This is a genomic window from Chryseobacterium piscicola, assembly GCF_900156685.1.
GTDB lineage: Bacteria > Bacteroidota > Bacteroidia > Flavobacteriales > Weeksellaceae > Chryseobacterium > Chryseobacterium piscicola.
In genome coordinates, this window is sequence record NZ_FTOJ01000005.1 from 119,053 (window position 1) to 131,932 (window position 12,880).

General features: G+C 34.6%; 11 protein-coding genes and 3 tRNA genes. 11 read left to right on the plus strand and 3 right to left on the minus strand.

Annotated features, from left to right (window positions below):
- Positions 1–66 precede the first annotated feature (66 nt).
- From BW939_RS09345 to BW939_RS09355, 3 genes are all read left to right on the plus strand, one after another.
- A complete protein-coding gene (locus tag BW939_RS09345; protein WP_076451769.1) occupies positions 67–597 on the plus strand; it encodes a hypothetical protein in 531 nt (176 codons plus the stop codon).
- 75 nt (positions 598–672) lie between these two features.
- Positions 673–2,019, plus strand: a complete 1,347-nt coding sequence (gene mtaB, locus BW939_RS09350; RefSeq protein ID WP_076451770.1) for a tRNA (N(6)-L-threonylcarbamoyladenosine(37)-C(2))-methylthiotransferase MtaB — start codon at positions 673–675, stop codon at positions 2,017–2,019.
- Positions 2,020–2,076: 57 nt separating this feature from the next.
- Positions 2,077–3,582: an FMN-binding glutamate synthase family protein gene (locus BW939_RS09355; RefSeq protein ID WP_076451771.1), complete on the plus strand. Its 1,506-nt coding sequence runs from the start codon at positions 2,077–2,079 to the stop codon at positions 3,580–3,582.
- A gap of 181 nt (positions 3,583–3,763) precedes the next feature.
- On the opposite strand, the gene BW939_RS09360 is transcribed toward BW939_RS09355, so the two are convergent.
- Positions 3,764–4,516 carry a hypothetical protein gene (locus tag BW939_RS09360; protein WP_076451772.1) on the minus strand — a complete coding sequence of 251 codons (753 nt, stop codon included), beginning with the start codon at positions 4,514–4,516 and terminating at the stop codon, positions 3,764–3,766.
- A gap of 52 nt (positions 4,517–4,568) precedes the next feature.
- Here BW939_RS09360 and BW939_RS09365 point away from each other — a divergent pair, with 52 nt between their 5' ends.
- Complete coding sequence (locus BW939_RS09365) at positions 4,569–5,006, plus strand: RNA-binding S4 domain-containing protein (protein ID WP_076451773.1); 438 nt, start codon at positions 4,569–4,571, stop codon at positions 5,004–5,006.
- Positions 5,007–5,026: 20 nt separating this feature from the next.
- Here BW939_RS09365 and BW939_RS09370 read toward each other — a convergent pair whose 3' ends face one another.
- Positions 5,027–5,542, minus strand: a complete 516-nt coding sequence (locus BW939_RS09370; protein WP_076451774.1) for a shikimate kinase — start codon at positions 5,540–5,542, stop codon at positions 5,027–5,029.
- 116 nt (positions 5,543–5,658) lie between these two features.
- On the opposite strand from BW939_RS09370, the gene BW939_RS09375 reads away from it, so the two are divergent.
- From BW939_RS09375 to BW939_RS09385, 3 genes are all read left to right on the plus strand, one after another.
- Positions 5,659–5,731, plus strand: a tRNA-Lys gene (locus tag BW939_RS09375).
- A 35-nt stretch (positions 5,732–5,766) separates the two neighbouring features.
- Positions 5,767–5,849: transfer RNA gene (locus tag BW939_RS09380), tRNA-Leu, on the plus strand.
- A 66-nt stretch (positions 5,850–5,915) separates the two neighbouring features.
- Positions 5,916–5,988: transfer RNA gene (locus tag BW939_RS09385), tRNA-Lys, on the plus strand.
- A gap of 92 nt (positions 5,989–6,080) precedes the next feature.
- Here BW939_RS09385 and panC read toward each other — a convergent pair.
- Positions 6,081–6,926 (minus strand): pantoate--beta-alanine ligase, encoded by an 846-nt coding sequence (gene panC, locus BW939_RS09390; protein WP_076451775.1) that lies wholly within the window; start codon positions 6,924–6,926, stop codon positions 6,081–6,083.
- Between the two features lie 168 nt (positions 6,927–7,094).
- Here panC and BW939_RS09395 point away from each other — a divergent pair, with 168 nt between their 5' ends.
- The 4 genes from BW939_RS09395 (at position 7,095) to porK (ending at position 12,858) form a co-directional block, all read left to right on the plus strand.
- On the plus strand, positions 7,095–7,865 hold the full coding sequence (locus BW939_RS09395; protein ID WP_076451776.1) for a glycogen/starch synthase: 771 nt from the start codon (positions 7,095–7,097) through the stop codon (positions 7,863–7,865).
- Positions 7,866–7,876: 11 nt separating this feature from the next.
- Positions 7,877–9,448 carry a DUF4270 family protein gene (locus BW939_RS09400; protein WP_076451777.1) on the plus strand — a complete coding sequence of 524 codons (1,572 nt, stop codon included), beginning with the start codon at positions 7,877–7,879 and terminating at the stop codon, positions 9,446–9,448.
- Between the two features lie 33 nt (positions 9,449–9,481).
- Complete coding sequence (gene glmS / locus BW939_RS09405) at positions 9,482–11,335, plus strand: glutamine--fructose-6-phosphate transaminase (isomerizing) (RefSeq protein WP_076451778.1); 1,854 nt, start codon at positions 9,482–9,484, stop codon at positions 11,333–11,335.
- Positions 11,336–11,445: 110 nt separating this feature from the next.
- On the plus strand, positions 11,446–12,858 hold the full coding sequence (gene porK, locus BW939_RS09410; protein ID WP_076451779.1) for a T9SS ring complex lipoprotein PorK/GldK: 1,413 nt from the start codon (positions 11,446–11,448) through the stop codon (positions 12,856–12,858).
- Positions 12,859–12,880: the final 22 nt, after the last annotated feature.

A 12,880-nucleotide genomic window follows, 5' to 3' on the forward strand; every position in this document is an offset into this window, starting at 1 on the left:
GTTTCTGAAAAATTTCTTAGCAAAAATATCACATAATTTTATGTTGCCTGCAAGTATGTTTCAGAATTGCCTTATAAAAGGAATTCTGATAAAAGTAATATTCAAAGTATTTTTGATGATCTGGGCGGAACTTGCAGTACAAAACACGCAACTTTGAGAAAATTGGCGCTTGAAAATAACCAACAAGATGTAAAGTTAATTCTCGGCATCTTCAAAATGGATGCAAAATACACCAGCAAAATTAAAAATACACTACAAAAATATAATCTAAATTATATTCCCGAAGCTCATAATTATCTCAAAATTGATGATGAATATTATGATTTTACAAACCCCAATTCAAACTACACTCAATTTAAACATAAATTATTGATTGAAAAGGAAATAGAATACAGTGAGATTGCTGAAGTGAAAGTTATATTTCACAAATATTTTCTTGAGAAATGGATTGTTGACGAGAATATTCCATTTAATTTAGACGAAATTTGGAACATTCGTGAGCAGTGCATCAAAGATTTACAGCAATGGGATAAAATAGAAATTCAAAATACTTCTCCCGTTTGTTTTGCCAACAGGACAGATTTACGAGAAGATTAAAAACTATAGACCGAATCAATTTAATTATCGTATTAAATTGATTATCTTTGCACCGACAAAATTCAGGAACAATAAATGTCTCACTTTCACAGAACAGCCGCATTTCATACGCTAGGCTGCAAATTAAATTTTGCAGAAACATCTACTATTGCCCGTCAATTGACAGATGCAGGTTATGATAAGGTAAGTTTTGATGATAAAGCAGATATTTATGTGATTAATACTTGCTCAGTAACAGAAAATGCAGACCGAGAGTGTAAACTTCACGTAAAACGCGCAATGAAAGCCAATCCACAAGGTTTGGTAGTGATTGTTGGTTGCTATGCTCAATTAAAACCGGAAGAAATTTCACAAATAACGGGTGTTGATTTGGTTCTTGGTGCTAAAGAAAAATTCAATATCCTTAGTTATCTTGATGATTTGGAAAAATCTGAAAGTGAAGGTGTTGTACATTCTTGTGAAATAGAGGAAACTGATTTTTTCATCGGCAGCTACTCTATAGGCGACCGTACAAGAGCTTTCCTTAAAGTTCAGGATGGGTGCGATTACAAATGTACCTACTGCACAATTCCTTTAGCCAGAGGGATTTCTCGATCAGATACCATAGAAAATGTTTTGAAAAATGCTAAAGAAATAGCATCCAGAGACATTAAAGAAATTGTTCTTACAGGTGTAAACATAGGCGACTACGGAAAAGGTGAATTTGGAAACAAAAGACATGAGCATACTTTTTTAGATTTAATTAAAGAATTAGATGAGGTTGACGGTATCGAGAGAATCCGGATTTCATCAATTGAACCGAATCTTCTGAAAGATGAAAGTATAGAATTGGTTTCTAAAAGCAAAAGTTTTGTTCCGCATTTCCATATTCCTTTACAATCTGGAAGTGATGTTTTATTGAAAAAAATGAAACGTCGTTATCTTACGAAATTATACCACAACAGAGTCAATAAAATACGTGAGGTAATGCCTCATGCAGCCATTGGTGTAGATGTAATCGTTGGTTTTCCGGGAGAGACTGAAGAATTATTCATGGAAACGTATAATTTTCTGAATGAGCTTCCTATAAGTTATCTGCACGTTTTCACCTATTCTGAAAGAGAAAATACCGAAGCCGCAGAGATGGAAGGCGCAGTGCCAATTCCTGAAAGAAAAAGACGCAATAAAATGCTGAGAATTCTTTCAGAAAAAAAGAAAATGGCATTCTACCAAACTCAGCTTGGGCAGACACTTCCCGTACTTTGGGAACACGAAAATAAAGACGGAAAAATGTACGGCTTCACAGAAAATTATGTGAGGGTACAAAAAGATTTTGATTCGGCATTCGTTAATCAAATAGAATTTCTAAATTTAGAAAAAATCCTGTCAGACGGCACAGTTTCCGTGCTATCGTCTTACGAAAGTTTTTTAGCAAAAGCCTAGCCTGTTTGCTTTATTTCAATTAAATTTAATCTTTAACATTTTTAAATCTACATTCTTATGAGAGATAAATTTTTATCTTGGGGATTGGTTTTGGTTGTTGCAACTTGGGTTGTAGCATTACTCATCAAAACACATTATTGGATTCCAACGCTTTTAACCGCAGTTTACGCATTAGGAGTTTACAACACCTATCAAACAAAACATGCTATTCTTAGAAATTTCCCAGTTTTGGGGTATTTCAGGTATTTTTTTGAAGATATTTCACCCGAAATGCAACAGTATTTTATCGAAAGAGAAACTGATGGAAAACCATTTCCTAGAAACCAGCGTTCTGCTGTGTACAGACGCTCAAAAAACTTAAGCGATACAGTGCCTTTCGGAACTCAGTTGGAAGTGAACCATAGAAAATATGAAGGAATAAAGCATTCTATTTATGCTCAATCTCCAAAAGAAGAATTGCCAAGAGTTTGGGTAGGAGGCGAGCATTGTACGCAGCCTTACCACGCTTCGTTGTTTAATATTTCGGCAATGAGTTTTGGTGCATTAAGTGATAGAGCTCAGATTTCATTAAATAGAGGCGCAAAAAAAGGAAATTTCTACCACAATACAGGGGAAGGAGGAATTTCTCCACATCACATGGAAGGAGGAGATTTATGCTGGCAAATCGGAACCGGATATTTCGGTTGTAGAGATGAGGAAGGGAAATTTAATCCCGAATTATTTACCAAATATTCAACAATTCCGAATGTAAAAATGATTGAGATTAAATTGTCTCAAGGTGCAAAACCAGGCCACGGTGGAGTTTTGCCTGGAGTAAAAAATACACCTGAAATTGCAAAAATTCGTCACGTACAACCTGGTCTTACCATTGTTTCTCCGCCTTCGCATTCTTCTTTTTCTGATGCAGCAGGTTTGTTGAAATTTGTACAGCATTTAAGGGAACTTTCAGGCGGAAAACCGGTTGGTTTTAAATTGTGTATCGGCGATACCAAAGAGTTTGAAGATATTTGTGTTCAGATGAATGTTTTGAATATTTATCCCGATTTTATCACCGTAGATGGGGCAGAAGGTGGAACAGGTGCTGCACCACCAGAATTTTCTGATGGAGTAGGAATGCCTTTGGAGCCTGCCTTAATTTTTGTTAATAGAACGTTGAAAAACTATAATCTAAGAGAAAAATTAAGAATCATTGCCAGCGGAAAAGTGCTTACAAGTTTAGATATTTTACGAGCGGTAGCCATGGGAGCAGATATGTGCAATAATGCCAGAGGATTTATGTTTTCTTTAGGATGCATCCAGGCCCTGAGATGTAATAATAACAATTGCCCAACTGGGGTGGCTACACAAGATAAAATGCTAATCAAAGGTCTTGATGTTACAGATAAAGCAGAAAGAGTATATCATTTCCACAAAAATACTTTACATACTTGCAATGAATTAATCGCTGCAGCAGGCAGAAGTTCTTATGAAGAAGTTGATGCGTCTATGTTTATGCGTGGAGATGAATTTGAACATCTTTCAGACCATTACTTCCCTGATATTCTTGGAAATGTGAGGAAATAAAATTTTAATTATGCGCCTATTTCCGCCCTCCATTCCCGCTTTTTTGTGCCAAGGCTTTTCCCTTCCTTACAAAAAGAGCTCCATTCAGGTCGGGGCGTGTGGGATTCGGCTGCAGATTTCAATCATAAAAAATGCTTCGTTTTAGACGAAGCATTTTTTATGATTGTTTTTTTTAAAATAATTAATCTTGTGCAGTTGTTCTTGCTGAACTTTTATACACCTGAAGATTAAAAATAAAAGTGGTATTTCTAAAAGGTGAAGAATAACCGGTGCCAAAAGAATAATGTACATCTCTAGCGTATGCCGCTTTTGAAGGTACAATAATTACTCCCTGAAGATTTGGAACTTCTGCATCCGACTGATTAAATGCCTTGAACTTTCTGATGGCCTCTTGAAAACCTTCCATCTCGTAATAGCTTCTTTGTTTTGTTGCATCCGTTGTTGCAGCATTAAGCGTAGAATTTTTTACGTAATAAAAAATTGGATCTGAAATTGGGCTTCCAGTCTCATCCAATGGAGAAAATCCCGAAAAAGTTGAGTTGGTAAGAAATGTAGTATTGCCATCACTAGTTCCTGCAAGATAAGTCTTTGCTCTCATCATAATTCTCATCACATCTGTATTGCCAATAGCAGTTCCAGGGTTGGGCTGCGCCGTACTTCTGATGATATAGATTGCTCCCGAAGGAGTAGTTTGAGGATTAAGGTCCTTTAGCTTTGTTTCATTGTCATCTGCGGCATCAGTGCTGCTAAATGACTTTATATTCCCACGGGAATCGAGATAATTGTTTTCTAAAAATTTCTGTATTGCCTCATTGTCATAAGAATTCTGTACATTGATATCCTCAGGTTCTACATAAGTTTGTACCTCGTCATCTTTTTTACACGCGGAAAAACAAATTGATCCAGCGATTAAATATAAAAATATTTTCTTCATTTTAAAAACTTTACTTACTTTACAAATAATATCGACAAAAGTATAAAAAATTATGAGAATAGATAAATTTTTGTGGAGTATTCGTTTTTATAAAACCAGAACGCTCTCTACGGAAGAAATAAAAAAAAATAGAATATCAGTTGCAGGTTCGGTGGTAAAGTCATCAAAAGAAGTAAGAGAAGGCGATATCATTCAAATCAGAAAAAACCAAATCGATTATAAAATTAAAGTTCTCCAAATTCCAAAAAGTAGATTGGGCGCTAAGCTGGTGCCACTTCACGTAAAAGATGTAACAGATCAAGAACAATACGAATTACTGAAACTTCGCCGGATGTCACAAGATTACTATAGGGGTAAAGGCGAAGGTAGACCAACAAAAAAAGACCGTCGTGATATGGATGATTATACAGGCAATGATGTGGAATCAGATTTTACAGATTGGGATGATTTTTTCGGAGAATCTCATTCGGATAAACAAAGCGATGATTAAAATAAAAGAAAAACTTTACCTCACAGGTAAAGTTTTTCTTTTATTTCTAAAACAATGTCTTCAGGATCTTTGTTATCTGTACTTAATGTAAACTGAGATTTTGAGTAATATGCATTTCTTTCAAATAAATGCTTAGCAATAAATTCTGGCAAATCTTCATCAGAAATGTTGGTTATAAGCGGTCTTTTTTCTTTTTGTTTAGAAATCCTAGTGACCAATGTGTTGATATTTGCTTTTAGAAACACAGTTTTAGAATTTAGATTGATAATTTCCATATTGTTGTAGTAAACCGGAGTTCCGCCCCCAAGGCTCAAAACAATGTTTTCATCGCTGGCTAAAATTTCTTCTAAAATTTCTCTTTCTGTCTTTCTAAAGAAAATTTCTCCTTTTTTCTCAAAGATTTCAGGAATAGTCATCTTCAAACGCTTAGAAATCTCTTTGTCGAGGTCTAAAAGTTTAAAATTTATTTTGTCGCTTAATATTTTGGAAATGTGAGATTTGCCACTTCCCATGTAGCCAATTAGTGAAATTATCATGAAATTATTTTAAACAAATTTGCAAAAAAGTTTTGAGATAACGAAAAAAGCTATATCTTTGCACCACTAAAAACAAGGGACATTACTTAACAGTGAAACTTGATAATAAAGTGACCGACTCGGTAGCTCAGCTGGTAGAGCAATACACTTTTAATGTATGGGTCCTGGGTTCGAATCCCAGCCGGGTCACTAGCGAAATTTATTACTTATTAGTAATTTTTTTTGCCTGCGTGGTGAAATTGGTAGACACGCCATCTTGAGGGGGTGGTTTCCTAAGGATGTGCTGGTTCGAGTCCAGTCGCAGGCACTAGCAAAAAAAAAGTTTGGTAATTCTAAAATTTATTTTAAATTTATCAAATCTAAAAACAAGACCGACTCGGTAGCTCAGCTGGTAGAGCAATACACTTTTAATGTATGGGTCCTGGGTTCGAATCCCAGCCGGGTCACAAGTTTACTGAAAAGTAAATTTTTTTCATATTAATATTTTGTGATTTGGTGTTTCAAAGGCTTCTTTCCAGAAGCCTTTGATTTTTTTGTATTACATCGGTAAATTATCAATCAATCTTACACCATCTACAATCACAACAATAAATGCTCTGTAATTTCTATCTTTATAAAAAAATTCTGGTTCATTTAATGTTTTTTCGTCTGCAATCAAAAAATATTCCAGCTGCATATTTTCCTGGTCGTCAAAAATCGCTGAAACTTTATTCTTTATACTTGGGTAAGGATCTTCTTTAAACCAAGTTTTAACTTTTGTAAGTGTTTCGAAAATCACTTTAGATGCTTCTCTCCTGTTTTCAGAAAGTCTTTGGTTTCTGCTGCTTAAAGCAAGTCCGTTTTCGGCTCTATATGTGGGAACGCCAATGATTTTTACTGGCAAATTTCGCATTTCGACCATTTTTCTAATGATTGCAAGTTGCTGAAAATCTTTTTCTCCAAAATAGGCATTGTCAGGTTTTACTTGTCTGAAAAGTTCTTCAACAACAGTTCCTACACCGTCAAAATGACCGGGACGAGATTTTCCCTCCATTTCATTTTCTAAGCCTCCAAAATCGTAATTGTTGCTTTTTGCTTGTTCGGGATAGATGTCTGATACTTCTGGTATATACACAGCATCTACTAAACCTGATTTTTTCAAAATTTCTAAATCTTGCTCAATATTACGAGGATATTTTGCTAGATCTTGTTGATTGTTGAATTGAGTAGGATTCACAAAAATAGAAGATACGATAAGGTCATTTTCTTTTTTTGCTTTTTCGTAGAGCGAAATATGACCTGCATGCAAAGCACCCATTGTAGGAGCAAATCCTATTTTTTTACCCATTTCTTTTTGTCTCTCAATAAAATTTTGTAGCGTTTTTTTACTTTTTATTACTTCCATATATATATTAAATAGCTGATTCAAAAATACTAAATAATCGTATTATTTGAGTGCAATTTAGATAAAGCTTGGAAATGATTTGTCGTAAAAAAATGTTAATTAAAATAATGTTGGATGTTTTTTCGTAATTTTGCATCTTATAGCATTTTTAAATATACAAAAAAGTTTATGCCTAATCAGAAAATACTGTACATTACCACAGAGATGTACCCTTATCAAGAAGATACAAATTTAGCTGCGGTGGTAAATAAAATGGCACTTAAAATGCACAATGAAGGCAATGATGTAAGAGTTTTTATGCCCAGATTTGGACAGATAAGTGAAAGAAAATTTCAGTTGCATGAGGTAATACGCCTTTCCGGGATGAATATTATCATCAATGATCTCGATCAACCTCTTATTATAAAAGTAGCATCGCTTCCTGGCGAGAGACTTCAAGTTTATTTTATTGATAACGAAGAATACTTTAAGAGAAAACAAACCTATTATGACGACGATGGAAGCCCATTTGAAGACAATGATGAGCGTGCCATTTTCTTTGCTAGAGGAGTTATAGAAACTATTAAAAAACTCAATTGGGTGCCAGATGTAATTCACTTAAACGGATGGATGGCTTCTTTTGTACCTGTCTATCTTAAAACTTATTATGGTTCGGATACTTATTTTAAAGATGCAAAGATTATTCTTTCTGTTTACAACGAAAAGAATGCACCTCTTAGCTCAAAAATAGTAGAAAAACTTCAGTTTGATAATATTTCTGGTTTGAAAGCGCTGGAAAATCCTAGTTTTGAAAGCTTTGTAATTGAAAGCATGATGCACGTAGACGAGATCGTAAAGGGTGATGAGTTCTTGAACGAAAATCTTGATAAAGCTTTCAACGAAACGCAAACGTCAAAGTCTGAATATTTAGATTTAGACTCAATCAATACATTATATTAAAATACAATTTAATGATCAATAATTTCAAAAAAGCAATTGCTGTATTTTCTCTAATGATTTTTGGAAGTGCCTTGCTTTATAATTGCGAACCAGAGATTGATAGTTTGGGTGAGCAACTTTTCTTAAATGATGGTACTACAGGGAATGAAGTTTCTTATGACCTTATTGCTTATAATATCAAAAATAATGACATGATTAGAGCAGATTACGGTACTTTGGGTAGTGCTGTAATTGGTGCTTTTTCCGAACCTCAGTTTGGTGAGCAAAAAGCTACCTACTTTACACAACTGAGAATGTCAGCTTATGATCCTGATTTTGGGACTAATGCAGTTGTAGATTCTGTTGTATTGGTTTTGAAGCCAAATTATGTAACAAATTCAGATTCTTTGGTTACCACTACAAACGAAAGCTATGTGTTTCCTAAGGGAAATGTTGATGCTAAACTTGAATTGAAAACAATTCCCGTTACAAAGTATGGTAAAACAAAAACTGCCGGTACTGCAACTCCTCTTACTCTGAAAGTAAATGAAGTTACTGAGTTTATGGGAAGTTTTACAGATAGTGTTTTTTCAAATAAAGATTATACTGCAGGCGTTGAGCTTGGTTCTAAAGTTTTTAATGGTTTAGCAAAATCTGTTACAATCACAAAAGATTCTGATAACAGTACGTTGTTTACTTCTACAAATGATATTAGAATACCTTTGGATAAAACATTTTTCCAAAATAAAATTATTGCCAAGAAAGGTCAGCCAGAACTGAAAGATATGTCTAGTTTCATCAGACATTTTAGAGGTTTGAAAATATCTGTTCAGGAAAACAATGGGTATTTATTTTCTTTGATACCTAATGACGCCGGTATGCAGGTTATTATGTATTATAAATATGATCTTACAGAAAATGGTACTACCACGAGGCCACAAACAACTTTTAATTTTTCTCTAGGTTCAGCCAATGCTCATTCGTCATTATTTACCTATAATAGAGCAGCACCATTTTTACAATATGTACAAAATAATCAAACTACTGGAGATGAAAAGTTATTTGCCCAAGGTATGGGTGGTCCTTCAATAGGTGTTAAATTTAAAGATACAGATATTGCTGCCCTAAGAAGTTTATATCTTAATAAAAAAGCAGCAATCATTACAGCAAAAATAAGATTATATACAGACAAATCAACCTGGGATAATTCTCTTTTAAAACCTACTGAGCTTACCATTGTTCAGAGATATAAAAATGCAAAAGGCGACGAGGTTTCTAGTTTTACAAGTGATATTACATCATTAAGTGGAGCACCAAATTTTGCTTATCTGAAAGCGTTTAATCTGGATAAAAATCCTGCTTATTATGATTTTACCATCACAAAATCTGTAAAAGATATCGTAGAGAAGCAGACAGGGTTGGAATATAAAGATACATACTTCAAAATAGATCTTGCTCAGTTTCTTAGAAGTACAGATGGTGTATCACTTGCGGGCTATAATCTTACGACAAGACCTTTTGCTAAAGAAAGAATAGTTTTTGTAGGTTCTGATCCCTCAAATGCAAATAGGATTCAACTTAAACTAATATACGGATCTAAATAATATTTAATTAAACAAAACACAATATATAAATTTATGTGCGGAATTGTAGGTTACACAGGGTTTCAGGATGCTTACGAAATTGTAGTAAACGGACTGAGAAGGCTTGAATATAGAGGTTACGATAGTGCAGGAATTGTACTGGAAATTCCTGAAAATAAGCTTGAAGTTAAAAAAACTAAAGGTAAAGTAGACGATTTAGAAAATATTGCAAGTGATCTGAAAGGCATTGCAAAAATAGGAATGGGACACACGCGTTGGGCAACTCATGGTGTACCAAGCGATAGAAACTCTCATCCTCATTTGTCTAACAATAATAAAATAGCCATCGTTCATAATGGTATTATAGAAAACTATGATACTATAAAGAAGATGCTTACAGAAAAAGGCTTTATATTCCATTCAGAAACAGATACTGAAGTATTGGTGAATTTAATCCAGTATTTTATGGATTTGAATTCTGAAACGGATTTTCCCACAGCAGTAAGATTTGCATTAAATGAAGTATATGGTGCGTATGCCATTACTGTAATGCACGAAGATTATCCAGGAGTGCTTGTAGTAGGTAGATTGGGTTCTCCTTTAGCAATAGGTATTGGAGATAAAGAATATTTCATCGCTTCTGATGCGTCCCCATTTGTAGAATTTACAAAAGAAGCTATTTACCTGGAGGAAGGCCACATGGCAATTATTTCTCTTGAAAAAGGTGTAGACATCAGAACTATAATAGAAAATTCGAAAATTCAGCCTGAAATTCAAGAGCTTAAAATGAGTTTGGAGCAAATTGAAAAAGGTGGCTATGAGCATTTTATGCTTAAAGAAATTTTTGAGCAGCCAAAATCTATCCAAGACACGATGAGAGGGAGACTTCTCGTAGATGAAGGAGTTATCAAAATGGCTGGGATTTGGGATCATATTGAAAAATTCAAAAATGCCAACAGAATCATTATTATTGCCTGTGGAACTTCATGGCATGCAGGATTAATTGGTGAATATTTAATTGAAGAGTTTGCAAGAATACCAGTTGAAGTAGAATATGCTTCAGAATTTAGATATAGAAATCCCATTATTACAGATAAAGATGTTGTGATTGCTATTTCTCAATCTGGCGAAACTGCGGATACAATGGCTGCATTGAAATTAGCTAAAGAAAAAGGTGCATTTATATATGGTATATGTAATGTGGTAGACTCTTCTATCGCGAGAATTACAGATGCAGGATCTTATACCCATGCTGGTCCGGAAATCGGTGTTGCATCTACTAAAGCATTTACAGCTCAACTTACAATTCTTAGTTTAATAGCATTGAAACTAGGTAAGCATAACGGAAATCTTGGAAATGCTGAATTCATGAATCTTATTGCAGAATTAGACGCTATTCCTAAAAGAATAGAAGAAGTCTTAGCTGCAACGCATGAATTAACTCAAAATATTGCAAAAGATTTTATCAACGCTACAAATTTCCTATATTTGGGAAGAGGCTATAATTATCCTGCAGCACTGGAAGGTGCTTTGAAACTGAAGGAAATTTCATACATCCATGCAGAAGGCTATCCTGCAGCAGAAATGAAACATGGTCCTATTGCTTTAATAGACGAAAATATGCCGATTGTGATTATCGCTCCTAGAAAAGGTCATTATGACAAAATCGTGAGCAATGTGCAAGAAATAAAGGCACGAAAAGGAAAAGTAGTTGCTGTAGTCAACAAAGGAGATACTCAAGTAAGTGCCATGGCAGATTACGTGATAGAAATCCCTGAAACTTCAGAATGTTTTTCTCCTATTGTAGCTTCTGTTCCTTTGCAATTGCTAGCTTATTATATAGCAGTTTATAGAGGGGCAAATGTGGATCAGCCAAGAAATTTGGCAAAATCTGTTACTGTAGAGTAAAAAAAAGACTTGCAAATAAAATAACTTTAGTTTTTTTTCGTTATTCTGAAAAAAATCTTAAAAGTTTCTTAAAAAAATTATATATTTACGGCTTAATTATAAAAATTAACATGAAAAGGATATTTCTTTTATTAGTGTCTGCGTCGGTAGCATCGGTATCTTGTTCAGGTGGTGGATCTTCTTCTGTTGGGAAGCCAGGAACAAAAGGAGAATTGATACCTAGAGAAAAAACATCGTCATTTGTAGCGGAAAGACCATACGGTATGGTTGCAATTCCTGCAGGGTCATTTATTGCTGGTTTGTCTGATAAAGACTTAACAGACAACCCTGAAAAGGCTCCGCTTAAAACTGTTACAGTATCTTCGTTCTTTATGGATGAAGCTGAAACTACAAATGCTGAATACAGAGTATTCATTAATTATGTAAGAGATTCTATCGCTAGAACGATGCTTGCTGAAGCTGCTGGAGAAGGTGGTGACGGCGGAGGAAGAGGTCAAAGCATTGGAGACTACGCTTACCTTGCTAAAAAAGAAGAAAATCTTACACCATATCAAGAGTATCTTGATGGAGCAGGTGGAAGAGACGGTTTTGATGAGTCTAAAAGATTAGACTGGAAAATTCCTTTGCATTGGAACACTTCTAAATATCCTGATGTAGAATATGCTGAAGTTCTTGAGTCTATGTATTTACCAGCTTCTTCAAGAGTAGGTAACGAAAGACTTTTAGATGTAAGTAAATTAAAATATCAATACAGATGGGGAGATACAGACGCTGCAATCGCTGAAAATGAAAGAGGTATAAACTACCTTAGAAGTGAAAGCATTGCAATCTATCCAGACACTACAGTTTGGGTGAAAGATTTCCACTTCACTTATAATGAGCCATTATTTGAGCAATATTTCTGGCACAAAGCTTACAAAGATTATCCTGTTGTTGGGGTAACTTGGGATCAGGCTAGAGCTTATTGTAACTTCAGATCAAAGTTAAAGTCTGATTACAATGAAAGCATGAAAAGAAAAAAACAAAGACCTTTGTCTTTCAGACTTCCAAACGAATTTGAATGGGAATATGCAGCAAGAGGTGGTATGGAAAATGCAACTTACCCTTGGGGTGGTCCTTATTTGATGGATGATAGAGGGTGCTACTTGGCAAACTTTAAACCAAAAAGAGGTAACTATATGGAAGATGATGTGAAAGGAACTTACACCTATACAGCTCCTGTGAAAAAATTCAAAAAGAACGGTTACGGTTTATTTGATATGGCAGGAAATGTTTCTGAATGGACTGTTTCTCCTTACAATAACTCTTCATACGCATTCTCATCAACATTAAACCCTTCTACTAAAGATAAAACTGAAGTTAAAAAATCTGTAAGAGGAGGATCTTGGAAAGATGTAGGTTACATGCTAATGAATGGTGCTAGAGATTGGGAAAGAAAAGATTCAGCAAGAAGCTACATTGGTTTCAGAACAGTACAAGATATTCCGGAAGCTGCAGTAAAAGCTAAAAGAGTAAACAGATAATATTACCATTTAATTATTATAT